Origin of the sequence: Parendozoicomonas callyspongiae (assembly GCF_023502345.1) — a bacterium.
In the GTDB taxonomy this organism is placed as follows: Bacteria; Pseudomonadota; Gammaproteobacteria; order Pseudomonadales; family Endozoicomonadaceae; genus Sansalvadorimonas; species Sansalvadorimonas callyspongiae.
On sequence record NZ_JAMFLX010000005.1, the window covers coordinates 172,294 to 197,484 of the forward strand.

Genomic DNA, 25,191 nt, shown 5'->3' on the forward strand with positions numbered 1-25,191 from the left:
CTGATTCAGCAAAACATACAGCAACTCCATCAACAACTTGCCTCTAACACCACGCCTGCCCCCCAATGCCTCCCAACCAGACATGTACTGGTTACTCCCATAAGATCCATAGTTCAAAAACAGCTTCCTGAAGGTAAGCAGATTGCAATCATGCCTCTCTTTGCCAATGTTCCGGCACAGCGCGAGTTTGATAAGAAACAAGAAGAGTTAGCTGCAACCCACTCAACAACTCCTCAACTTACAAACTACCTACCTGGACAAGCACTGAAACGAAAAGCTCCCAGACATCCCTGCTCTTTAAAAAAAGCCAGGTTTGAGCCCGATGGAACGATTCAAGTACTGAGAACAGAAGGTCTGCTTTTTCAACACTGGGCTGAGCAGCTGGCCCAATTGGGATGTGCAATTACGGAGAGAGAGCTCTGGATCCTGTCCAGCAGACCTATTGAACAGGTAGTTGAATTGGTCTTTAGAAAAAATCAAATTCCAGAACAAAGCAAAAAGCTGTCAATAACTCGATTGCTACTGCGAGCCGTGGTGAAAAGACAGAGCCTCCCTGGACATTTTAATCCTTTCCAATATCAGGATGTGCCAACAGGTACATCACCTGCAGAACTATCAGCTCCGGCCAAATCAGAACCTGATGCCCGGCTTAGAATAAAACGTATTATTGAATGCCACATAAATACTGTGCGGAAAAAATATAATTACTCTCTATCAAGTGAACAACTGACTTTAATCCTTCAACCTGAAAAGACAGTTAACATTTACACGGCTCTCTTTGGAAGTGTACCTCGAGCGATGAGCGCCTTTGACGACAAACATGGAAAGGGAGCTTCAGATTTTATTTACAAGACCGCATACAATATCCGTAAGGAATGGCTTGAAAGCAAAGATTCCCACCCTGAACTCGATTATCAAGCACTGCTTATTGACATAACGGAACCTGAAAAAACAGCAGTAGCAATAGATCCCCCACCACCCAAAAAACAAAAAACGCTGGATGGGCTTATCGATAGTTCTCCACCGGATCTGGTATTTTCGACACTATCAGATCCCCACAAAAATATTTGCTACATCAAATGTGCTTTATATTTTTTCAGATTTTTCCTGTCATCTGAAGAGTTGCAACATCTGCAAGATTTAGTGCTGCCAGAAACCCAGGACAGCCCCCAAGAGTCACAATGTTTGAAATCATTATTAAGCCTGTTGCCTGCCATGAAGAGAACCCACGCAAGCCATAAGGATCTTGAGAAGCACTGGATGAGTTTTCTTGAGACCTGCTTTAACTCCCCGGTAATATTTCAATCATCCATGCAGCTTAAGCCTCCTCGAGGTCATCAGCTGAGATCACGGGAACCAAGGAGCAGAAAACAGGTTTCCCCTTCACATAGCAAACAACTTGAATCCAGCGATAGAAAGAGTAGCCCTGAGGATACTAAATCATTTTCCCTGAAAAATCTTGATCACAATGATACAAATTCATTTCTTTTAAATCTGGAGCAACTTCTTCAGGATCAGTTGAAAAGCAGGCCACACCTGAAACTGTTCTCAATAATGACAACCCAATATAACAACCAGCAGTACCATCGGTTGTCAGCTGCTGCCGCAGAAAGAACCCTGCAACTGAGTGTCTCTGTCAATAGCAGTGGCTGTATTCAAACGGCAGTCACTGACTACCTGGCACCAGAACGTCTTGATAATGTCCACTGGGAATCTCAGGGTGACTTACCAGAAGGGCATTATCAGACAGAACGAAGCCGCTCTATTCAAATTGAGCAGACACTTCAGCATTTTCGAGTGTTTCTGGGTGAATGCTGGAGAACAGAGCAACATGAAGAAATTAAACACCTTCAAGCTGCAATTGATCAGGCTTTCAAACCAATAACCATACCAATCATTTCTCCGGATAATAAAAGCATGACCCAGTTAGATGCCCATCCTGTTTGTATAATTACCCGTGCTGGCATCTGCTCCCATGCAGGTCACTATGAAACGCTGATTAAGAGCCAGGGACACTGGCTTCTGGTAGATGCCAATCCACTTGAACAGCTGGAATCCCCGGAGCGCTACCTCAGGAACAGGGATTTATATCCACATACTATCGGCTATAGGATTTTTTAACGTGAAACCAGCCAGTGTTGATCGTGGCTGATTTCACACAGAACAGGTTTTACTGTGCAAACTTCAGCAGGTGCTGCTTAACCTCTTCAGAGGCGAAGGAACCCTCAACACTGACCTGGTAGATGTTGAAGTAATCTTCCCGGCTTAACTGAAACTGCTCCATCACCTTTTCCACTTCTTCGGTCATGGTGGTGTTGGAAACAGTGCGGTTATCGGTATTGATTGTGACGGGCAGGTTATCCAGATAAAAATCCTTGAAAGGATGTTGTTCCAGTCTGTTCACGGCTTTTGTCTGCACATTACTGCTGGGGCAGGTTTCCAGTGCAGTCTGCTTATCCTTGACCAGCTGATAGGCACCTGCATGACCGGTAATATGAATACCGTGACCAATACGTTCTGCACCCAGCAGATCAATGGCATCGTAAACATTCTGGCCAACTCCCTGCTCACCCGCATGGATTGTGACTTTGTAGCCTTTTTCCAAAGCGTATTGGGCATAAGGGATAAACTCATGACAGAAACCGGGAAGTTCACTGGCGGCCAGGTCAAAAGCCACCACGCCGTTGTTCAGGTATTTGGCTCCCGCATCAATCACATCATTGATCTGGTCTTTTGGCATGGTGCGCAGAATCGATAGAATACAGTTACCATGTATATCGTATTGCTGCTCAGCTCTTCTTATTCCTTTCACTACACTGCCAATTATCTGATCAAGAGTCAGTCCCTGCTGCATATGCAGCAACGGCCCGAACCGAACTTCCATATATTTCACATTTTCCCTGGCTGCATCTTCATAAAGCTCAAAGGCAATGCGTTCGATGGATTCTGCATTTTGCATTACTGCAACCGGCAGGGCAAAACACTTCAGGTACTCATCCAGGTTGGGACAGGTTTCCGGGGCGATCAGATGGGGTTTAATGTCTTCGACATTATCGGCAGGTAGAGGAATATTTTGCTGCTGCGCCAGTTCAATTATTGTTTGCGGACGAATGCTGCCATCCAGGTGGCAGTGAAGATCAATTTTGGGCAGGTCAAAATAATTCATATATCTCTACTTATGCTGTATGAAACTGTTGATGGCTAGTTGGTGAAATAGCCGAGCGAGCAACGGTTACATACTTCATAATCAGGCGTTTACGGTGCCTGGTAGAAACTCCCAAACCATATCATTGGGATTATATGAAGCGATTTATGACTGGCGGCGATGCTACAACCTGCGCAAGAAATATGCAATATTGGAAAATCAGCCCTTCAATTAAGGAAGGGCTGATCATTTAAGGAATTACTCGTACTCCTCGATAGCATCAACACTCATTCCATAAAGTGTCTCGGTGTACTCAGACTTGTTCTTTTCTACCTTGAGCGTTCCTTCCAGCCAGTAAGGTGTATAACCGGCCTCCGTCACTTTGATACCCTTTTCAAAGCGAACATAAACCGTCTGGTTGGGCGGTGGTGGTGGCACATGGATACAGGCGCCCAGGGTCGGCACTAACAACAGCTCTGTAGCAATCTGCTCTTTATTGATATTCAGTGGCACCAGGAAGCCGGGGGCGCTCCATTTACCCAGTCAACATGCAGTGCTTCAATACCCGCCAGGGAAATCATGATAACCCGATCCATTGGTGTTCCGGTTGATTTCAATACCCCGGAAATTTTGAAAGGCTTATCTTCATGCCAGGAGTTTCGGGCTGAAATCTTCAGCCCTGCCGTGGGTATGGCTGAAAGAATAGAAAGCAACCAACAGATAAACAGCTGCCAGCAGGCAGACCAGGAGGTTATTCCCGGTTCTTTGCTTTTTAGACTGCAACAGGCTGATGGTCATTTCCAGAATCTACTTCAATAAAACAGCCTGCATTCCTGGCAGGCTATATTCCCGATTTTCGGGCGTTAAAGATGTTATAACATAATGCATGACATTTTTATGAAGGTCATTAGCAATAATCACGATTTGTGCTCATTTTAACTTTCAGTGTCATCCTGACAGCCTTGCTGTCATAAATGTTAATGCTCTTCGCTTTGGTTGAATGTCAATATTCCATTCAGGGTGAATTTTTGGGGAGTGGAGTAATCAAATTATGGAATCGCAAAGGCTTTCAAACGGCTCTACTGCTGCACAAATTCTCTCGGGAAACTATCCGACACAGCCCTCCTCCATCCCGACTCAAAAAAGCAAAAATGCAGAAGCTTTAAAATCAGATGACGTCACATCTGTGGCGGGTAAAAAAAGAAGACATACAGGACCAACACTAAACACTCAGGATCTACCAACAGTCACAGGCAGACAAATTACCCATACTGAAGAAGAGCATTCAGCATCTTTAGTCGTTTCATTTCCTATGCAGCTTATCCAAAAGGGAGCTGAAGCTGCAAAGCTGGAAAGAGAACGCACTATACAACCTGTAATCTATAAGATCCCAGCCTTTCCCTGCCCAGCCCAAAATGATGAAGAACATGAGCAGCATCTAATAGATTTCCTTCAAGAATCCATATACAAACCGTTTTCTTTATCCAAGGCGGCAAAAGAAATGGGATTCACTAATAAAAACACCCTAAAGCTAAATTTTTTAAATAAAACCAATAAGAAAGCCACCAGCTTTATTGAAGGCCATTTTGGTAACACGGACTGGAGCCAGGCCCAAATATTGATAGCACTTATAACATCTATAGAAGCCAGTATGTCCGAGTCAAGAGCAAACTGCATATCAGTCCCGCATTTTCTCGATTATCTGAAGGACTCGGATACTCCTTTATATGTATGGCTTAGAAATGCCTCAGACCCTAAAAATATTTCAATTACTGATGGTGCCAAGTTATGGGTCAAATATCGCTTGAAAAATTCCAAGATCCACTTTGGAACAACACCATGGACGATTATAAAGAAAAATAAAGATCAAAAATCCTCCTCTCCTCCTCAAAAAAGGAAGAAGCAGGATTCTGATGAATACACCCCTGACTTAACAATGGAAGAATTTGAACGGCTTGAGCAGGCTTTAAAAGCTTGTGACAGCAGACTCACCCCTCAGGAAGTCGAAGCCGAAAAACACAAAGCAAGAATCAAAGAGCTTATGGCAGAGCTTGAAATGCAACAAACACAGTTACAGCAACTCGAGTCATCAATGCACTGTACTCAGCTGCAGTGGGATCTTGCCATGCACCAATATCACTTTATGAACACCCGCCCTATTCCTGAGCACCTGAAAGGCGTAAGCCTTCCGAAATAGTCTTACTACGAACCCTTACTCTTCCGGGCAATCAGCGAACCTGCCAAGCCAATAGCCGCAGCCAAAAGAGCAATAGTAACCAGCCCAATCCTTTCCCCTGAGCCTGTTACAGGATCAAGCCGGGTAAACAACATGGCATAAAGGTTGCCGCAGGCAAAAGCCCAGAGAACCGGCATAAACCAATGGATTGTTTTATCCCAGGAGATCTTGGCAGTCACTATTAACAAAATGGCTACCACAAAATCATCCAGAGATAACGGCCAGTACTTCTCGGTATTCAAAGCAATCAGTGTTTCACCAATAAGCAAAACCAGGGCAAATATAACCGTATAGATTTTTACAAACAGGTTCATGCCATATCCTCCGCTGGCAGACACTCTTCCCTGACTTTGGCCTCGTAATATTTTGGCCGTTGCTTGTAATCTGCAGGCTTATCAATATTTCCCTGAAATGGTGCTTTTAACTGGCCGAGATAATCCTTGGGGTAATCCGGGTTATAAACTCCGATTACCTTCACGTCTCTCTCTTTTGGCCAGAAGAACGTGCCAAACACCAGATCCCAGATAATCAGGTTATTGCCGTAATTTCGGTTTGATTCACGAACCAGTTTGGAGTGATGCCAGCGGTGAAGTTCAGTCATGGCAAACACATAGTTCAACCATCCCAACTTCAGTTTGATATTGCTGTGCTGGAACATGCCATGGATGCCATTGAAAACAAAGTACAGCGACATCGCTTCAATATTTGTTCCCAGCAGGATAAATGGAACAACCTCGGGAATCAGAAAGAACACTTTCTCAACAGGATGAAACCGACCGGCATTCATCCAGTACAATCGGTTTGGACTATGGTGAACCGCATGAAAGCGCCATAAAGGGATATAAGTATGTGCTGCCCGGTGTACCCAGTAGCGGCCAAACTCGGCAATCAGCAGAACCAGTCCCAGCTGTATAACTACAGGCCAGTGATGGGGCCAGAGCCCCGATGGATATGTCTGGTTTAACCAGCCAACGGTTGAAACCAGCGCCGCAATCCATAATGGTTTGGTCAGTCGGGGGATGGAAATCTGCGCCACCAGCATATGGATCAGGTCTGTTTTTAAATCACCATCATTTTTATTCCAGTCTTCACGGTAAGGTAATAACCGTTCCAGAACCGCAATAATCAAGGCACCGGGAACAAGAACCAGAAACACTGCCAGCCCTTCATGAACATCCGCTTTAAGCAGTTGCCAGATTGAGAGAAGTGCCACACCCATGGTGACAGGGAAAACCAAAACGGGAAGTGCCTTTTGAAGCCACGGAGAATGAGTATCTTTCATGAACAGCAGTCTTATTATTATTTTTGATAAACAAGTGTATAGACTGCTCTTATCCAGAGCAAATGAACTTAGACTTTTTGCATTTCCATACTTTCAACAATTCGCACATTCTCATTCTGGCTATTCAATGTGATGCTCAGCATGGCTTTTGCCACCTGACTGGTTAAAACCGGCTGATATTTCATCAGTGGCGGAAGCCACTTCAATGCTTGCAGCGCATAGAAGCCGACTGCCTCGCCCAAACGAAACTCAGCTCTTTCACCATGCAGAAGGCTGGGCCGGAAAATCAGTAACTGGGGAATATTCAGTTCACCTAACTGCTGTTCCATTTCTGTTTTGGTTTTCAGATACAAACCTGAAGAGCCTTTGCCCGCTCCCACTGAACTGATTACGGCAAACTTCTGCATATTGAACCGCATACCCAGCCGTGCCAGTTTTAATACGTAATCCCGGTCCACCCGCTGGAAGGCTTGTGCAGAACCGGCTCTCTTACGGGTAGTTCCCAGGCAGCAGTAAATATCATCAATCTGTTCAACAGCATCCAGCCCCTCAAGCTCCCCAAGCTGATCAAGGGTTTCGAAATCAACAACCAGCTCTGTCAGCCTGCTCGACTCTATTCCGGAAGGCTTGCGTACCAGGCTGACAATCTTTGAATAAGATTGGCAAGCCAAAAGCTTTTGAAGAAGATGTCTGCCAACCGCACCTGATGCTCCGGAAATAACGGCAGTTCTGCACTCCAACTGTTCCATAGTTTTTTACTTCACCAGATCGATAAAAGTCAGTGGTTTCACAATTTATCTGCGGACATTAAAAAAGGGAAGCATGCTTACACTCAGCTCTCGTTCCGGCACAGGGGTTCATCCCTGCGGGCGCAGGGAACACCAACAACGATTACTTTCTTTTTCCAGGCCAGATCAGAGAGACGCTTCTCAACCACACCTTCCTGATCATCAAATTCGAACAAAATGAAATCGGGAAGTTGGTCACCAGCCTGGATACTCATAGAAAAATCCTTTTTCGAATAAGTGCAGATGTTTATCCTGACATTATAGGTTCTGCTGAAAGCACATCGTATGAGAAACCTGAGTGCTTTATTTCACGCAGGCCTTGTTCTTACCGGAACTTGATGAAGAGACACGTTTTTTTCCCAGTGTGCCAACTGGAGATGCGGGTAATAAGTCTACCGGAACTGATTTCGTCCTTGTTGCCAGATAATTAAGATCTGCCAATGCGACAGATATATCATCATGGGAACCGGAAGCTCTTGCAGCCAATGCCAATATTCTGGTTATTTTGCTGGCAGAATATTTTTTCTGATGCAGTTTTTTCAGAGCAGCACAGGCCCCCTTATCACTGGTTACTTTCCAGAAACCATCACTTCCCAGCAACAGATAGTGATTATTCCAGCCACCATCAGGTTTTCTGGTCACAACAATTTTAGGCCTGGGATTGGAACAGCCCTGATAGTTATGGTCACCAATAGACTTAGCCATTGCCAGGGTTTTAGCATCAGGGTTTTTAATTCGTCTTTTGGTTGAATTCAGCCGCCCGCCACGTCTTTCAATTTGCTTGAGATATTTGATTTTTCCCGGGGAGGCCTGTTCCGTCAGACCTTTATAAGTTCCGTCCGGCTTAATCAATAGCTGGTGAGAGTCTCCGGCCTGGGCTGTCCATAAATCCTGCCCATAGAAAGATGAAAGCGTTGCTGTGCTACCTCCGGTTTGAAAATGGTTTACCAGTCTGTCGGAATCTGTAAATCCATTCTTGTGGGCATTCCAGATAACCGTATCTGTATTGCCCACTCCATCAGCGTAAGTTTTCATTCTCTGTTGAATCTGGTTGACCAATAGTAAAGAGGCCATTTTGGCAACCATCTCCCCCTGCAAACCATGGCCATCAAAAAGGCCAATATTGGGAGGTACCGTATCTTCTTCTTTCTTTTTTTCAGCAATCCCACCAATTGTAAATTCATCCTGCGTCATATGCCCTTTACTATTCTGCAGTACAAAGCATCCTCCCCAGGGGCCGGATATACTTGCCGTGGTCAAACCCTCAGAACGGTCTAATAAGTCATCCAGTTTTTTCTCACATTTTCGATTAAAACATTCCTGGACAGTGGCTTTGACAATTCTTGATTCAGAGCTGGCACTTTCACTGGCACGTCTTAATTTATCCCTGACTTTTTCATCAGAACCTACAACCTGATAATCAAGGTGATCCAATAACTCTGGCGTAATAGGATCAGAAGTGGCAAAGGTGGTCGGCACCCGTATCCAGTCAACATATCTTGGGCCTTCCTTCTGAATATCCGCCAGGGAAACTGTCTTCATATTGATTGACATGCCTGGATAGATAACCGGCTCGGGTGGTAATAACGGCTCATCAGACTGAATGGACACTGTTGGCGGCACTTCCTCAACAACCTGTTTCGTGCCTTTATCCTCCTCAGTACATTCAAGTGAAGGCTTGGGTGAATTGCCTGCAATACTTGGAGGTGTTGTTGAAACTGGTTCTGGATACACTTTCAATTCCCTTCCGGATTAAGTACTGCTTTAGACAGTTTCCTGCGGGGGTATTACAGACAAAAGATAACACCCTTGTTAAAGCCTGCTCTTATAACACGCGTTAAACTGAAACCGACATCACAGCAGCCTTTGCCATCCAGTAAAACCCAGTATCCTGACTTATCAGTTTGCAAGAAATGTTTTGATTTCCCCTAAAAAGAAAAGCCCGCAGATCAGTGCAGGCTTTCTTAAATCACAGTATCTGGCAATTACCACATCAGATCATCTGGAATCTGGTAATCCGCATAAGGATCATCTTCATCAATCTCTTCCTGCTTGCCTTTGTTATTCACCAGCAGGAATTGATCAGCTTCCTCTCCCAGACGCTCAGCCAGCTTTTCAGCCACTTTACCGGAGATCAGCACATAATCCTCCTCTTCCAGCCGAACCAGCGACAGGCGACCTTTGCTCAGCTCGTCGATCTGCTTGTCATCCAGGTACCACTTCTTGATCTTCTTGTTATCAACAAAACTGTAGGTGCTTTCGCCGTCTTTGCGCTCAACCTTGTTGGTGGTCACAATCTGGCGAATCTGGGCCAGCTTCTCTTTCTCTTTACGCTCGGCTTCACGCTGCTGGTTCAGGGCCTTATCACGCTCAACCTGCTTGCGCTTCTCCTCTTCCAGGCGACGACGCTGCTCAACCTGGGGGTCAACGCCCTGTTTCTTTTGCTTTTTCTTTTGTGTACGGGCTTGCTGGTGCTGCTTCTTGCTGGCAATACCGGCACCCAGTAACTGGTCTCGTAATGACTTGCTCATAACTCAGGCAGAGGCATCTGGTAATTAAAAAACAGGCTGCATTATACCTTTCGTGCCAAATTTAACCATGTACCAAAACCGCCTGTTTCTCTAACATGAGAGTCTGGCAGGACTTCTTTCTGGTGTACCGGCATGACCACCCAAGCAGCAATGAGTCAAAACCTATCCTGGGATCTTCCCAACCCGTTTATCCTGAAAATCTCCTGTGCCGGTGAACATGAGGCTGGATGGCGGCCATCAGCGAGTCACTCTGACAACATTTGCCCTGACCGCCGGTTTTGGTATTGGTTTTTACGATGGTTTCTTTGGCCCCGAAACAGGCTCCTTCTTTGCCATGTTCTGCGTGGTTCTGCTTGGACATTCACTGCCAGTGGCATCGCCCATACCAAGGCGCTGAACTTCACCAGCAATATCTTCTCCCTAGGTTTCTTCCTGGCAGACGGGCATGTCATTGTTCTTCTAGGGCTGGTGATGATGGCCGGTCAGCTTATTGGTGCCCGGATTGGTTCCAAAATGGTTATGACCAAAGGGCAGAAGCTGATTCGGCCTATGATGGTGGTGATTTATCTGGTTATGTCGGCGAAGCTTCTTTGGGAGAGTTTTGGTTAAGGCTCTTTGGGTTGAAGCGATTCGAAAATTAGTATTTATAATTAATTTAACATTTTTGTTAGTTAATAGATTAACAAATTTACTCGTTCTCCTGTCTAAGTCACATTAAATTTGTACTTTTATCCTACAAAATTATCAAACGGAGTATTAAATGGCGGCAGGAAGAATACTTGGAAGTAGCAAGAGAACAAGCCAGGCTAGAATTAGACCTGAGTCTCCTGAGTCTATAGTTCCTGCAAAATCTGGCGATTTCGACAGAAGATCAGCTAGAAAGGCTGTGATGCATTCATATCACCAGCATCGGAGCCTCTCACCTCACAGATATGAAGATATGCCAAGCCCCAAGAAAAAGCCTGAAACAGTTTCACTGACTGATAGAGAAACCCGACCCAGAATCCCAAACCAGGAACGGTCGATTATCGATGCTGTAAAAGCAGCTTATACAAGTTCAATGAAGTGCGTTGTAAATGGCAGGTTCAGTGAAGCAAAATCGATCATTCGAACCTTTCACGAACAGAAAGGGAGAAGTTGGGACTCTGTTAAAAAATTCTGCGAGGATCATAACTTTAAAGGTGATGATGAAAGGCTATTGCGAAATCTTGAAAATCTTGATCAATCTTTATCTATCCTGGAAAAATATCACAGCAACATTTTTTATGGGAATGACCAGAATTGGTCTTTTGGGCTAAGTAATGATTACCATAAATATAAACTAGAAACTTTTAGGATTGTAACAATCTTTGTTAAAACATTATTAACCAACAAAGACTTCCTAAACAATCTTGATTATGTGAAAGCTAAGCAAGTGTTAAAAGTAACCAACCAATACCTTATTTGGGTATTGAATAGTCGACGCCTAACAAGTCGGGTACATAGTTTTTGGATGGATGCATACAATACCCTTTGTGAGATTATTAGTGAAAAGTATCCTGACGAAGAATTTAACAAAGATTTTTCCAGTTTATTTCAACAGCATCATCTTAACAAAACAATTAATCAATCTATTGATACATCAGGTGCTTTCTCAACACTAATTAAAGAATTCAAAGAGTTAAGGAAAAATGAATTCAATCATAATGACTGTTTAAGAATTGCCTGTGCATCCAGGTTATTTTCAGATAAATTCCTCCACTTTGAAATCACAAGAAGACCTTTAAATGATTCTGAGATAAGCATAAAAACAATGAATAATATTTTATTCTATGGTTGCTGCATTCTGTCATTTGGCCCTTGCTGTTTTCATACGAAGATTCCGATGAAACGTGGCAGTGAAACAGTGATGACAATAGAATTGGCTAGACACTTGCCAAGCCTGGGAAAGTTTTGTATACCCCACACTCTTATGCATAAGGTTTTAAAACCAGTGATTAGTGATATTCTTAATAATTCTTACACTAGGCATGACAGATATATTCAAATAATTTTTGCTAAAGATTGTGGTGCACTCATTGATTTCGATTTTTTCTCGGCACTTAAATATATTCAAAATAAAGAATTTGATAGAGCAAAAGAAACCCTTGATAGATTACTTACTCGTGATTTAGATAATACTGAAAAGGATAATATTGAACTTGCTCATTCATATCGATATTGTATGGCTAAGCGTGATCGGGATGCAGCAGCAAAACTTCATCATCACCATACCAATAATGAATTATATAATTTTTATGCTGTCTGTAACATGCTCGTTATGTGTGGCCAGTACAGTGAAGCTCAAACTAAGATTGTGTTTATAAAAAAATATCTGGCTAATTATGACAAGTATAACGATATTCGTTTTCTTCCCTTTCAAGATCTTCTTGACATCATTGCTACTAAAAAGGCTGATCCACGACCAAGAACAGACTCAAAGCGTATCCACTTATCACCTGAAGCTATGGGAGAAGACTTATCTGAGGGCGGGAGTGACTCTGACGCAAAACATAAGCACAAAAGATCCGCTAAAAAAACACGGGAAGATGAACTCAGGCCTCCAGTATCGACTAGCGCTGCTTCTATCCAGGTCAGTCTACCCTATCCTGTGGATATGGTGGACCAGGGTACTCAGACAACATTATCCTCACATACTGCAACCTCTCTGAAAGCTATTGCTGATAATTATCAGCCGGATACACCTGAGCTTGACTTGTTCAACGATAACACTATTGAGGTATTACAGGATAGGCTTGAAAAGATGAAAGAGGAACTGACTAACAATAACGTTGAGCTGGAGAAGCTGAATAAAGAGCACTCACAGCTTTTGCGGAAAAGCGAAGATTTAGAAATTGGTCTCAATAATAAACAAACTGCCTATTGTGAGATTGAGAATAAGCTACAAACCAGTGAGGATTCCTTAAAACAACAGAAGCTTGAACATCAAGAGCAGGTTTCTACACTTCAAGAAAATCTTAAAAGGATTAGCGAAGAACTTTCTGAAGCTCTTCTAGAATTGGAGGCACAAAGGAAGGGCTATACAGAGTCAGTAATAAAAGCTGGAAGTTATCAAAGTGATCTTGCTGCCCAAAAACATAAAACCACTACGCTGGAAGCAGATATTGTAAGATTAGAAAAGAAAAATACTGAAGTTAGTAACAAGTATAAAGAGTCAATAAATAAACATAAAAAGACGTGTGACACCTATAATAATTTACTGAAAGATTACGAGAGAAAAAAGGAAGAGGTGGAAAATTTAAAGCATCAAACTAATCAACAACATAGCAAGCTAAAAGAACATAAACACACAGATCAAACCAGTTCCTCTTCTACACCCGCTACATCTATTCACCATGATATAAAACCAGATTCTGCAGGTTTGGAACCTATAGGTTATGCTCAACTGCAAGCTGTATCTAAATTTCAGGCAACTATCAAGAAACTGGAGCAAGACCTTGCCAGGGCTAAAGAAGATCTAAATACTGCACGGGAAGACGCCACGCACTGGGAGAAGGAACATGGAAAAGCTACCCATAATCGTAATGTGGACTATCGGGAGCTGACAATAGAAAAAAAGCGATTAGAAAATGAAAGAATACAATATAGAGACAGAGCTCACAATGCCGAAGATAGTGTCATGGATCTAGAACGAAAACTGCAAGACAAGGAAACCGAACTTGCCAGTTTGAAGACAAATCACCAAGAACAGCTAGTACAAATACAGCGCATTAGAGACTCAGAAGAAGAATTAAGGCGTGATACGATTTCACTTCGTGAAGAAAACACCAAACAACAAGAAAGAATTCGTCACTTGGACGCTCATCTCCACAACATGGAGTTAAAGCATAAAAACGAACTAGAAACTGAAATAAATATATCTCAGGATACTCAGAAGCAGCTTATTGATAGTAAGGAAGCTCTTACTGAAAAAGAACGACAGCTTACTGATAACCTTGAACAGATATCCAATCTTGAATTAGAAATTTCAACAATGGCGGCAGAATCATTAACGCTCAATAATACTATCGCATCTATAGTTGCAGAAAAAATGCAGTTATCAGAACTCATAGACTCTCTAAACCAGGAAAAAATAAAATCGACTGAGAGTCAAGAGCACAACAAACATCTTGAAACAAAGCTAGATGAAAAAGAACGACTCCTATCCACTTTAAATAATCAACTTCAATATATGGAAACCAATCAATTAAAGCAAATGAATGATAAAATTCATCAATTAGAAAAAGATAAAATTGCTGCAGAAAATAGAGAAAGCATCCTTAATGCTGAGTTAAGAGGAAAAAATGATCAAATAGCTTTGAAAGATGAGTTAAGCAAACAACAAAATGAAATCCATAAACAACAGAAAGAAATACATGAAAAACAACTCAAGGAAGTGAAGGCAGACATTGAAAAAATGGTTTATCAACGAGCTCATCAACTCTATGCAAACAGGTTACCGCAAATAAACGAAGACCTAAGACAACAAATGATGTTTGAACAGCAGCAAACCCAAGGTCATTTCCCCCACCTTCCAGCGGGCAGGCATGATATCAATGTCAGGCACATTATTACACGGCAATCTTTCTTAGCCTCAAGCAATTTTCCAGGTTCGTCTGAACTCACGTCTGGAACTGCACCAAGAGGGTTTGAACAGCTAGCCTTGAGGTCAAGTTCGAGCACTGACTCACCTTATGTCCTTCAAACTCATAATGTGGGTATAACGCCCCCCCCTACGGGGAACTGTGCTCCGACTTCTGCGACTCATATGCTCCAGCCCGGTCCTTATTCATATCAAAACCCAAATCATGGCGAATATCATCCAGTTTCGACCAGCGGGGATGATTTTGACCTTTATCGTTTCTTGGAAGAACGCGCTAGCGCTGCTACTCAGGGATCTAACCAATCACCTGATTAAGGGAAGCGTGCTTACACACTTCCCTTTTGGGCACCAACACACAAACAGCGAAGAGTCGTTAACCTTTATAAAGCTTCGGGTTTAGCACATCCCGCAGCCAGTCACCCAGCAGGTTAATCACCAGTACCAAAACCACCAGCACAATGCCGGGGATAACAGTAATCCACCAGCTGCCGGAGAAGATATATTCAAAACCGCTGGAGATCAGGGAACCCAGTGAAGGTTTGGATACCGGCATACCCAGTCCAAGGAATGACAGCGCCGCCTCACTGATAATGGCGTTAGCGATCTGTACCGTAGAGATAACCAGAATCGGCGACAGGCAGTTAGGCAGAATATGACGGAACATAATCCGGCCGCTGCCGAAACCCATCACCCGGGCTGCCTCTACATACTCTTTCTTTTTCTCAGCCAAAACAGAGGCACGGATGGTTCGGGCATACTGCGGCCATTCGGCAATACCGATAACCAGTATCAGCATTAACATGGCCAGCTCACTGTAGAGTTCAGCCCCAAAGGAAGCCTGGAACACGGCGAGCACAATTATCGCTACCATCATGGTTGAGAACGACAGCTGTATATCCGCCATCCGCATCATAAAGCTATCGAAGCGGCCACCGAAATAGCCGGAACTCAGACCGATACATACACCGAGGAACATCTGCAGCATTACCGCACAAAATCCAATTATCAACGAGGTACGGGTTCCATAAAGTATGGTACTGAACAGATCACGTCCCTGGTTATCGGTACCCAGAAGGAACCGTTCCTCCCCCTCTTCCGCCCAGGATGGCGGAATCTCGGAATCCATGATATCAATGGACACTAGATCATAAGGGTTGGTAGGAGCCAAAACCGGTGAAAGAAACGCCGCACCAGCCATCAGGATCAGAATGACAAAGGAAATCTGGGCAACCTTGTCCTTGGTAAAGTTGTACCAGAAGTTGGACTTCTTAAAACGCTCCCAACGACCAGGCACATGGGTAACTTGAGCAGCCTGACCAATCGTATCAGCTTGGCTCATTTGTCACCTCCCGCCAGTCGTACAGTTGGGTTAATCAGTCCGTAGATCAAATCCACGAGGGTATTCACAACAACAAAGATGGCACCCACCACAATCAGGTAAGCTACGATCAGCGGCGTATCGACACGGTTTACGGCTTCAAGGAACAGAAAACCCATACCCGGCCACTGAAACACGGTTTCGGTCAGAATGGTGTAGGCCACCATGGTACCGATCTGCACACCACCCACGGTAACGACCGGCAGCATGGTATTCTTCAGTGCATGGAGAAAGTAAATTCGGGTTTTCTTCAAACCCTTGGCTTTGGCAAATTTCACATACTCTGTCGAAAGTGTTTCCACCATCTCTGAACGGATCAGACGGATAAACAACGGCAGCATAATACTGGCCAGAGCGAAACAGGGCATGATCAGATGAAGAAAACCATCCCAGCTCAAATAACCGGATTCCCAGCTACCCCAGACATGAACCAGCTCTCCCCGCCCATAGGACGGCAGCCAGCCAAGCTCAATAGAAAACAGATAAATACCAAATATCGCGGTCAGAAAAACCGGAATTGAGATACCAAGAATACTCCAGCCCATAATCATCTTGGTCAAAAAACTATGGGGCCGTATGGCGGCATAAACGCCCGCCGGAATTGATACAACAATAATCAGCAGCGTTGCACCGAACACAAGCTCAAGAGTGGCCGGTAACTTGGCCAGAATGACTTCCAGTGCTGGTTCCTTGAAGAAGTAGGACTGCCCCAGGTCTCCCTGGACAGCTCCCTTCAGGAAGCGACCATACTGCACCAGAAACGGGTCATTGAGACCCAGCTCATCACGCAACTCCTGCCTTTGTGCTTCAGATACGGACTGCCCCACCAGCTCCCGCAAAGGGTCGCCCAGGTTATCCTGGATTGAAAAGCTGATCAGACTGATCACGAACATCACTATCAGCGCCTGAAGCAAGCGCCGGGCTAGAAAGGCAAACATCGTTAGACTTCACTGTGTTATGGGTAAGTCACCACTCCGGGTGACTCGCCACAAGATTATTCATACCCACCTGCACAAGTAAGAGTCATGATCCACTTACAACTCTTCTCTTGAGTATGAAAAGAGCCGTGCCGGGCGCAGGATCCGGCACGGCTCACACAGCTCAGTTGTTGACGACCAGATCGCCAAGGTATGGCATATCCAATACGTTAACAACTTTGCTGATACCGGCTTTGCTGCTGGCACCCCAGGCGAGGTTCTGCCAGTGCAGAGGAATAAAGGCGGCTTCGTCGTAGAGGGTCTTCTCAACTTTCTGAAGCATGTCAGCGCGGCGGGCCAGGTCGGTTTCGGAACCGGCGGCCTTCACCAGAGCGTCGACTTCAGGATTACAGTAGTTACCAGAGTTGTACTGGCCCCAGCCGGTCTCGGCATTCGGGCAGGCAGTCAGGTACTCGGTGAAGTTGGCGGAATCTTCAGTGTCGGCATGCCAGCCGATCATCATCACATCTGCCGCACGCTTATCGAACTCAGGCCAGTATTGCGCCTTTGGCATGGTCTTCAGGTCAACTTTTACGTTGATCTTGGCCAGCATGCTGGCTGCTGCCTGGGCAATCTTGGCATCGTTTACGTAGCGGTTGTTAGGAGCCATCATGGTGATGGAGAAACCATCTTCATAACCGGCTTCCTTCATCAGCGCCTTGGCCTTCTTCAGGTCATAGCGAGGCTTGAGATCTTCAACATAACCGGCATAGCCTTTTGGACCCTGCTGGCCAGCGGCAGTACCGAAGCCCTTCATGATCTTCTTAACAATGCCTTCGTTGTTGATGGCATAGGCAAATGCCTGACGAACGCGCTTGTCTTTAAACGCTTCAACACGATCCTGGTTCAGCTGGAAAGTAATGACACGAGTACCAGGCATGGTGATCAGGTCGGAACCGTCAGTGCCCTTTAGACGCTTATGGTCAGTTGGAGGAACAGGTGCGATAAAGTCAACGTCACCGGAGAGCAGTGCAGCTACACGGGTAGGCGCTTCCTTGATCGGAGTCATCACAATTTCGTCAACATTACCGGGAGACTTCTTATCCCAGTAATCTTCAAAACGATCAAAGACAACTTTCACACCCTGCTGACGCTCAACCACGCGGAAAGGACCGGTGCCTGATTCGTTACGGGAGGCGTAAGTATCAGCGTGCTTCTTCAGCAGGTTCTTTGGCTGACCCTTGTCATCAGTACCTTCGTAGAAAGCGCTGTCCATTGGGAAAATGTAAGTGGCGCTGTTAAGAACCAGCGGGAATGGACGCTTGGTGATCAGATCAACAGTGTAATCATCAACCACTTTCATATCAGAAAATGGCTCGAAAATAGCCTTAAAGTCAGGGCTGGACATCAAGCGGTCGAAGGTCCACTTCACATCCTTGGAAGTCATGTCATTACCGGAGTGGAACTTCACGCCCTTGCGCAGATGGAAACGCACGGTGACCTCATCAAGACGTTCCCATTTCTCGGCAATACGAGGTTCAAACTCCAGGTCTTGAGTCCAGCGTACCAGAGGGTCGAAGACCATATGGGACATCTGCAGAGTACCGCCGGACAGCTGCTCATGCGGGTCGAGAGAAACGGGGTCCGCATCATAAGCCATCTTCAGGCTGGCTGCCTGTGCACCGGTGGCGAGAGCACCAGCCAACAGCACACCGGCCAGCATCTTTTTCATCATCATAAACTTCCCCCTGGGGATCACGTGTTTGCAATCAAGTTCTAATTGTTATCAGTTGCCCTCAGGCAACACTCTCCAGCTCCAGACCTTCACGGGAGAGATGGTCAAGGTGAGGCATAACCTCAATCAAATTTCTGGTGTATTCATTTTCAGGGTTGGTAAACAGACTCGCTGAATCATTGATCTCAACGATGGCACCCTGCTTCATAACCGCGATGCGGTCGCACATTTGCCTGATAACCGGCAAGTCGTGGCTGATAAACAACATGGTCAGCCCCAGTTCCTCCTGCAGGTCTTTCAGCAAATTCAGGATCTGCGCCTGTACCGATACATCCAGTGCGGAGGTAGGTTCATCACAGATCAAAAACCGTGGACGGGTTGCCAGCGCACGGGCAATGGAAATCCTCTGCCGCTGTCCACCGGAAAACTCATGGGGATAGCGCACACCCATAGCCTTACCCAGACCAACATGATCCAGCAGATCATTAACAATCTGACGCACCTCAGCTTCCGAGCTGGCCAGCTGATGGAAACGGATAGGCTCGGCAATAATATTGGCGACGGTCATCCGGGCATTCAGGCTGGAATACGGATTCTGGAAGATCATCTGAATCTGGCGATTCAGCGGGCGGCGCTCACGGGCGGACATACCACTGATCTCTTTACCGGCGAAATAGACCTGCCCCCCATCAGGACGGTACAGACCGGCAATCACCCGCGCAGTGGTGGACTTACCGGAACCAGATTCACCGACCAGACCAAAAGTCTCACCTTCTTTGACATGGAAGGAGACATTATCAATGGCCTGCACATAGCGGCGGTCTCTCTCTCGGAAGGCACGTTTGGTGACAAAGCGAAGATCAACATCTTTCACTTCCAGCAGCTTGCCGTGATCCACCTCACCAAAGGACTCTTTCTGCCCCAGCCAGTGGTTTTTAACATCGATACGCAGCTCTTCAGCCTTCTCGATATATTCCACCTGTGGGAAACGATGCACTTTGACATCAGAACGGGGCACGGCACTGATCAGGCTGCGGGTGTAGTCATGCTGTGGGCGTTCCAGCACATCCATGGTTGGCCCGCACTCCATCAGTTCGCCTTGATAGAGAACGGCGACGCGATCAGTGGTGTTGGCAATCACACCCATGTCGTGGGTAATCAGGATGCAGCCAACATCGCGTTCTTTGCACAGCTTGCGGATCAGTTCCAGAACCTGATTCTGGATAGATACGTCCAATGCCGTGGTTGGCTCATCGGCAATAATCAGTTCCGGATCACCCGCCAGGGCAATAGCAATAACCACGCGCTGACGCATACCACCGGAGAACTGGTGGGGATACTGGTTCAATCTCAGTTTGGGTTCAGGAATACCAACCGCTTCCAGCAACTCAAGAGCTCTGGCTTCAGCCTCTTCCTTGCTGGCTCCACGGGTGGCAACCACGGTTTCCATCAGCTGGGTGCCGATGGTGAGCAGTGGGTTCAGGGAGGTCATCGGATCCTGGAAAATAAATCCGATACGGCGCCCGCGAATCTGGCGCATAGCCTCACCCTGAAGGGTTTGAATGGGCTCGCCGTCCAGAACAACAGAGCCACCGGCAATGCGGCCAGGGGCACTCAAAAGGTTAATGATGGCATTACCAATGGTGGATTTACCGGCACCGGACTCTCCCACCAGACCAAGGATTTCACCACGGGCCAGCTCGAAGGAGACATCGTTAACCGAAACGGCAATACCATGCCTGGAAGGGAACTCTATACGAAGATTTTCTACACAGAGCAATGTCATGCTCTTAACTCCTGAATATCCGGTATTGGTAAACCATGAATATGCAGGTACGTCTCACCCAAGGTGTGCTCACCTTAACAGCTTCAAAAAAGAGCCGAGCGGATTGTATTCCCCAAATCATGGTTTTTTGTTATGGCTTGGCATTCTTGGAACTACAGCGTTTTTGCAGTTCCTTTCTTTTATTACCGGCCTTTTCAGGTTTATTTTTCGTTGTTTTTGACTGTTTCCGAAAAATCAACCTCGCGCTTTGTTTTTCGACTATAACAGAGCGAAACAGGAATCCGAAATCCCCTTTCATGATTCATATCAATTATTTACGGATAATTTTCAGATTTTGCTCAAAAACAAGGCTGCATGAGCAAAATCTGTAGGTGCTGGAAGATAAGAAAATACTGAGGATTCAAGGTAGCTTCAGGGCGGAATAGCCTTGGAGAATCTGTCAAGGAGTCTACCATTTACTTATCTATACTGATTCAGATAACTTACAGATTTCAATACTGGAGATTGAGCCCATGGAAGGTCTACCTCCCACCCACAGAAAAAAAACCGAAAATGGTTTCACCCTTGTAGAACTAATGGTTGTTGTAGCTATCATCAGTATTCTGGCTGCTGTAGCCATTCCCGCATATCAAGACTACACCCGCAGGGCACGCATTTCGGAAGGGCTTCAGCTGGTTTCTGCCATGAGAGCTGAAATCACCGAATACTACGCAACCCATGGTGAATTTCCTGATTCCGAAATCACATATCTTGATAAGGCAAGTCCTGTGGTTCCCTATGAAGTAAGCCGTATCAAGTGGTGGGATGGCACCCCAAGCAGGTTGGAAGTGTGGTATGGAGGAAATGATGCTTCCACTAGAAATGGTGTTATTCTGCTTACACCCACGGTAAATGATGGCAACATTGTGTGGGTTTGCTCCAATCATAACCTTGCCAGTTTTGCTTTCGCATCAACAGCAGTTTTACCGGCCAACTGCAGATAGCGCTTATTTCAGGTACTGTGGACAGTATCTGAAATGAGAACCCAGGCCAGGGCTCGTGGGGGAGGGAGCACCGGCCAGAGAAGAACCAAACTTTAATTTGCTGTGATCAGGCAGCAGCCATCATACTGGCAGGAACAAAACGGTTGCGGCAGAACTGCATCCAGAGACCATAAGGGCGTGCTGTGGCGATCATAGTGAAAACAGCACCCACAGAAGCACTCACAATGGCATCCCATGCCCATCCGGTAATCACCAGAATGACAACATAAACAGGCAACTGGAACAGAATAAATGCGGCTGTATCGGTCACTGTTCTGAACACTTCATTCGTGCTGTTTTCAGCTCCGGTTATTTTCATAACCCAGTCGCGGAAGATGCCATAAGGGCGCGCAATCGTAAGATTCACCGGAATACTCAAACCACGTGAGTAAACCATATTCAAGAATGCCTGCTGGAATGCCAGGCCAGACAACAGACCGGAGAGAACCTCCACAGTTCCACCGATAAAAATCCCGAACATAATCAGGGCAAAGATATCCGCAGCAATAATGCGCTTGGAAGCAGACATCGCCATCCACCACTACTAATAAAAAGGCAAAAACAACCACCCCACTTTCTCTATGAAAGTGGAATCTCTAATTTGGGTATTTCCAAAAATCGCTGCGAATGAATGACCGGAACAGGCCACGCAGCTCAAGTTGCACGTACTTTACATGGCAACTTCAGACAAGACAATACAACCAGTTATATTAATTACCAAGAAAAATTAAAATACATATAACAACTGGAAAAACAATATATACCGGTTTTTTATTTATATTATATTTATTTTTTTAGAGTATTTTTGCGAGTGTTTTTAACTGGTTTTTTGATCACTATGCAGATTACCCGGATCCATCTGATGCAGGTCAACAGAGGCATTTTCAAACCACTGCTACAATCCTTGCGGAGTTAATGGATTCTTAAGAAATGACCCTGAAAGAAACCCTGAGCAACAGCCTTTCACGACTGAGAAAGAACGCTCCTCTTGTTCACTCAATCACCAACTCCGTGGTGATGAACAATACCGCTAACGCCCTGCTGGCACTGGGTGCCTCGCCGATCATGTCTGATGGCATTGAAGAGATGGCTCCCATGGTAGAGCTGTCCGGCAGTTTGGTGGTCAATATCGGTACATTGAATGCACGTACCGTGATGGCTATGAAATTTGCTGCCAGTCATGCCCAGACTATCAAGCACCCTTGGGTTCTCGACCCTGTCGGTGCAGGTGCAACCCGCTTCCGGCTCGATACCTCCCAGCTCCTCCTGGAATACAACCCTTCTGTAGTAAAAGGCAATGGTTCAGAGATTCTGACCCTCTTTGCCGGCGAGCAGGGTGGCCGCGGCGTTGACAGCACTCACGATGATATTAAGTCGCTCACCCAGTGTGCCGTTCAGGCCGCAAGGGATCATAAGACTGTGATCGCCGCGACTGGCGAAACCGATATTATCACTGATGGTCACCGGGTCGCTTACCTGAAAAACGGTCATCCGATGATGGTCAAGGTCACCGGCTCCGGCTGCACCTGCGCAGCTCTGGTTGGTGCTTTCCTGGCTACGGAAGATGATCCTTTTCATGCAGCCGTTGCCGCACTGGCCTGTATGAGCATTGCCGGTCAGCTGGCCTGCCAGAACAGCCGTGGTCCTGGCAGCCTGCAGCTGAATATGCTCGATGAGCTGTATAACCTCAGTGATGAAACGCTTATGCAACACCTGTCCATGGAAGATGAAATATGGGAATAACCAACGTTCTGGCTAATCTGCCCCACCCTCCTGCTTCCTGGCTGTTTCAGCCGGTTCGCATGCTTCCTTGGGAGCTGCGTAACAAACCGATTGAACTGGCAATTAATAAAGCCTTCAGGGAACCTCTGGAAGATGGGGATTTTGATATTCTTAGCCAGCGCTGGCTGCATATCGCTGTCACCGATCTCGAGCTCGATTTCTATATTTCCGAAGATAATGAGTCTCTGGTGATGGGCAGCCCACGTCCGGGAGATGTCACTATTAAAGGTGACAGCAGTGCATTTCTCTCCCTGGCAGCCCGCAAGGAAGACCCGGATACCCTGTTCTTCAACCGCAAGCTTGTGATTGAGGGAGATACCGAACTTGGGCTGGCCCTGAAAAACCTGCTCGACGGTATTGAACTGGATGAGCTGCCTTCAGCCCTGAACTGGGCCATTCAGAAAACAGATGATCTGGTGCGTGCCTGGCAGACAGCTGCCAAACACTGACTTCAAATCCTCATTCCCAATCTTGGAAGCGTTACGAAAAGTACCTGGACAAGACGGCTGACCACATCGACAGAATCTATGTCCGGGACTGCTTGTAAACTTACCGGCGTATCGAATGCCGCTATGCCGAAGTCGCAGGGGGCTTAGTTTTTCAAGTTACACATAAAGTAGCCATTGTTTCCTAAACAGGAAAAATGCCTGTAAAATGCGCGCCTGCATATTGTGAGGTTTAGAGATGTCCAAGTTTGATGAGCGGGTCGAAGAGTTAGTAGCGAAACATCCGAGTTTAACGAAACTTGAGGCAATAGAGATTATCACCGCAAAAAATGAACGTAAGAAAGCTAAGAGAGCTGAAAAAACAGACAAGATTAATACTAAACGAGCTAACAAATCTAAAAGAGACTGAGTGTCGCTCGTCGAGTACATAGCAAGTCGATGAGCTTCGTTTTAGCCCTTGCGAGGCCACGCCGGATCGTCTGAGTTGCGCGTGGCCTGTTGCATATTAAGCATTATGCGTCGCATAGATGAGAGTACTTGTGGTGGGTTTTAGATAGGAGTAATGAACAACCGAACAATCCATTGCATGGTGTAACTCTAGAAAAGGTTTAATAAGGCTGCAGGAGCATTACGGCTGGGCTGAATTAGCCAAGTTGATCAGTATAAAATATTTTAGAGTGATCCATAAATCAAATTATCTCTAAAATATACGACACTCAAGAATTTTCTTTCCTGAAGACGCTTCGAATCCATCTTCAAAATCACTTATAGAACTCGCCTTATCTGAGAGAACATCATCAATACAACAGCATAATCTATGACCTCACCTCTTACTTCCTCTTCGCACAAGATACAAATCACAACAATTAAATTAAGTAGTTTACGCAGAAGTCGTGGGCAAACAACGATAATATACGCCGATATTTACCAGCAAAACCAACCTGAATAAGTAGTATACAAATGAACAAGATTATAAAAATTGTTGCTTCCTGCCTTTTCGCAGCATCAGTAGCATCTTCTGTTTCCGCCGAGGAAACCCGTCCCTATCTTCCATCTGCCACAGCCTTAAAAGGTGTCCAGGCCTGCCAGACGCTGGCAACCAAGAACAATTGGAATATGGCGATTGTTATCGTTGACCGGGGTGAGAATGTTCTGGCTTCCCTGCGTATGGATGATGCTCTGCCAGGTGCTTACACCGGGGCAACCTTGAAAGCAACCACAGCACTGTCCTGGTCAACATCAACCGGTAATGTTCTGGAGTTCACCAAGAAGAATCCGCAGTTTAACCAGTTCCCCGGTCTGCTGCCGATTGGCGGTGGAGAACCAATATTTTCCGAGAGTGGCAAGCTGATTGGCGCGGTGGGTGTTGCCGGTGGGTATGTTGAACATGATGAAGAGTGTGCCAAGGCTGTTGTTGCGAAAATCAGTGAAAAATAACCTGCTTCTTTCTTAACACGTTTTCTGAATAGACTGCACTGATAGTGCAGTCTCTCTCAGCCTTAGAATCCCTTTTACAGAACTC

The 25,191-nt window shown here is 45.7% G+C and carries 23 protein-coding genes and 1 riboswitch; of the genes, 10 read left to right on the plus strand and 13 right to left on the minus strand.

Features of this window, described 5'->3' with window-relative positions; all coding sequences use genetic code 11:
- Window positions 1–1,185: 1,185 nt before the first annotated feature.
- Entirely contained in the window at window positions 1,186–2,121 is a 936-nt protein-coding gene (locus M3P05_RS05565; protein ID WP_249698422.1) for a hypothetical protein, read from the plus strand.
- Between the two features lie 49 nt (window positions 2,122–2,170).
- On the opposite strand, the gene add is transcribed toward M3P05_RS05565, so the two are convergent.
- Window positions 2,171–3,166, minus strand: a complete 996-nt coding sequence (add, locus tag M3P05_RS05570; protein WP_249698424.1) for an adenosine deaminase — start codon at window positions 3,164–3,166, stop codon at window positions 2,171–2,173.
- 58 nt (window positions 3,167–3,224) lie between these two features.
- Window positions 3,225–3,324: riboswitch (purine riboswitch) on the minus strand.
- A gap of 79 nt (window positions 3,325–3,403) precedes the next feature.
- The gene (locus tag M3P05_RS05575; RefSeq protein ID WP_249698425.1) at window positions 3,404–3,658 is read right to left on the minus strand and encodes a DUF3299 domain-containing protein; all 255 of its coding nucleotides are present in this window, start codon (window positions 3,656–3,658) and stop codon (window positions 3,404–3,406) included.
- Between the two features lie 66 nt (window positions 3,659–3,724).
- On the opposite strand from M3P05_RS05575, the gene M3P05_RS05580 reads away from it, so the two are divergent.
- Together M3P05_RS05580 and M3P05_RS05585 are read left to right on the plus strand one after the other, a co-directional pair.
- Window positions 3,725–3,964: a hypothetical protein gene (locus M3P05_RS05580; protein ID WP_249698426.1), complete on the plus strand. Its 240-nt coding sequence runs from the start codon at window positions 3,725–3,727 to the stop codon at window positions 3,962–3,964.
- A 232-nt stretch (window positions 3,965–4,196) separates the two neighbouring features.
- A complete protein-coding gene (locus M3P05_RS05585; protein WP_249698427.1) occupies window positions 4,197–5,342 on the plus strand; it encodes a hypothetical protein in 1,146 nt (381 codons plus the stop codon).
- A 5-nt stretch (window positions 5,343–5,347) separates the two neighbouring features.
- Here M3P05_RS05585 and M3P05_RS05590 read toward each other — a convergent pair whose 3' ends face one another.
- The 6 genes from M3P05_RS05590 to M3P05_RS05615 form a co-directional block, all read right to left on the minus strand.
- On the minus strand, window positions 5,348–5,695 hold the full coding sequence (locus M3P05_RS05590) for a hypothetical protein (protein ID WP_249698428.1): 348 nt from the start codon (window positions 5,693–5,695) through the stop codon (window positions 5,348–5,350).
- On the minus strand, window positions 5,692–6,663 hold the full coding sequence (locus tag M3P05_RS05595; protein ID WP_249698429.1) for a sterol desaturase family protein: 972 nt from the start codon (window positions 6,661–6,663) through the stop codon (window positions 5,692–5,694). Before M3P05_RS05595 ends, M3P05_RS05590 begins: the two co-directional genes overlap by 4 nt.
- Window positions 6,664–6,731: 68 nt before the next feature.
- Window positions 6,732–7,412: an NAD(P)H-binding protein gene (locus M3P05_RS05600; protein ID WP_249698430.1), complete on the minus strand. Its 681-nt coding sequence runs from the start codon at window positions 7,410–7,412 to the stop codon at window positions 6,732–6,734.
- Between the two features lie 83 nt (window positions 7,413–7,495).
- Window positions 7,496–7,666 carry a thioredoxin domain-containing protein gene (locus M3P05_RS05605; protein ID WP_249698432.1) on the minus strand — a complete coding sequence of 57 codons (171 nt, stop codon included), beginning with the start codon at window positions 7,664–7,666 and terminating at the stop codon, window positions 7,496–7,498.
- Window positions 7,667–7,754: 88 nt separating this feature from the next.
- A complete protein-coding gene (locus M3P05_RS21080; RefSeq protein ID WP_249698433.1) occupies window positions 7,755–9,185 on the minus strand; it encodes a PP2C family serine/threonine-protein phosphatase in 1,431 nt (476 codons plus the stop codon).
- Window positions 9,186–9,436: 251 nt separating this feature from the next.
- Window positions 9,437–9,982: a DUF2058 domain-containing protein gene (locus tag M3P05_RS05615; protein ID WP_249698393.1), complete on the minus strand. Its 546-nt coding sequence runs from the start codon at window positions 9,980–9,982 to the stop codon at window positions 9,437–9,439.
- Window positions 9,983–10,114: 132 nt separating this feature from the next.
- Here M3P05_RS05615 and M3P05_RS05620 point away from each other — a divergent pair, with 132 nt between their 5' ends.
- Entirely contained in the window at window positions 10,115–10,591 is a 477-nt protein-coding gene (locus M3P05_RS05620) for a TSUP family transporter (RefSeq protein ID WP_249698434.1), read from the plus strand.
- 151 nt (window positions 10,592–10,742) lie between these two features.
- A complete protein-coding gene (locus tag M3P05_RS05625) occupies window positions 10,743–14,918 on the plus strand; it encodes a coiled-coil domain-containing protein (protein ID WP_249698435.1) in 4,176 nt (1,391 codons plus the stop codon).
- A 58-nt stretch (window positions 14,919–14,976) separates the two neighbouring features.
- Here the strand turns inward: M3P05_RS05625 and M3P05_RS05630 are convergent, their stop codons facing one another.
- From M3P05_RS05630 to M3P05_RS05645, 4 genes are all read right to left on the minus strand, one after another.
- Window positions 14,977–15,942, minus strand: coding sequence for an ABC transporter permease (locus M3P05_RS05630; protein ID WP_249698436.1), 966 nt, complete (start codon window positions 15,940–15,942; stop codon window positions 14,977–14,979).
- On the minus strand, window positions 15,939–16,919 hold the full coding sequence (locus M3P05_RS05635; RefSeq protein ID WP_249698437.1) for an ABC transporter permease: 981 nt from the start codon (window positions 16,917–16,919) through the stop codon (window positions 15,939–15,941). The genes M3P05_RS05630 and M3P05_RS05635 overlap by 4 nt, the downstream gene beginning before the upstream one ends.
- A 163-nt stretch (window positions 16,920–17,082) precedes the next feature.
- Entirely contained in the window at window positions 17,083–18,630 is a 1,548-nt protein-coding gene (locus M3P05_RS05640) for an ABC transporter substrate-binding protein (protein ID WP_249698463.1), read from the minus strand.
- Window positions 18,631–18,694: 64 nt separating this feature from the next.
- The gene (locus M3P05_RS05645; protein ID WP_249698438.1) at window positions 18,695–20,419 is read right to left on the minus strand and encodes an ABC transporter ATP-binding protein; all 1,725 of its coding nucleotides are present in this window, start codon (window positions 20,417–20,419) and stop codon (window positions 18,695–18,697) included.
- Between the two features lie 512 nt (window positions 20,420–20,931).
- Between M3P05_RS05645 and M3P05_RS20915 the strand changes: the two genes are divergently transcribed.
- Window positions 20,932–21,402: a pilin gene (locus tag M3P05_RS20915; RefSeq protein WP_283777686.1), complete on the plus strand. Its 471-nt coding sequence runs from the start codon at window positions 20,932–20,934 to the stop codon at window positions 21,400–21,402.
- 106 nt (window positions 21,403–21,508) lie between these two features.
- Here M3P05_RS20915 and alaE read toward each other — a convergent pair whose 3' ends face one another.
- Window positions 21,509–21,970 carry an L-alanine exporter AlaE gene (gene alaE, locus M3P05_RS05660; RefSeq protein WP_249698439.1) on the minus strand — a complete coding sequence of 154 codons (462 nt, stop codon included), beginning with the start codon at window positions 21,968–21,970 and terminating at the stop codon, window positions 21,509–21,511.
- A 401-nt stretch (window positions 21,971–22,371) separates the two neighbouring features.
- Between alaE and thiM the strand changes: the two genes are divergently transcribed.
- The 4 genes from thiM (at window position 22,372) to M3P05_RS05680 (ending at window position 25,106) form a co-directional block, all read left to right on the plus strand.
- Window positions 22,372–23,184, plus strand: a complete 813-nt coding sequence (gene thiM / locus M3P05_RS05665) for a hydroxyethylthiazole kinase (RefSeq protein WP_249698440.1) — start codon at window positions 22,372–22,374, stop codon at window positions 23,182–23,184.
- Window positions 23,175–23,672, plus strand: a complete 498-nt coding sequence (gene ubiT, locus M3P05_RS05670; RefSeq protein WP_249698441.1) for a ubiquinone anaerobic biosynthesis accessory factor UbiT — start codon at window positions 23,175–23,177, stop codon at window positions 23,670–23,672. Before thiM ends, ubiT begins: the two co-directional genes overlap by 10 nt.
- A 235-nt stretch (window positions 23,673–23,907) precedes the next feature.
- A complete protein-coding gene (locus M3P05_RS05675; protein WP_249698442.1) occupies window positions 23,908–24,078 on the plus strand; it encodes a hypothetical protein in 171 nt (56 codons plus the stop codon).
- A 551-nt stretch (window positions 24,079–24,629) separates the two neighbouring features.
- Complete coding sequence (locus tag M3P05_RS05680) at window positions 24,630–25,106, plus strand: GlcG/HbpS family heme-binding protein (protein ID WP_249698443.1); 477 nt, start codon at window positions 24,630–24,632, stop codon at window positions 25,104–25,106.
- The last annotated feature ends 85 nt before the right edge of the window (window positions 25,107–25,191 follow it).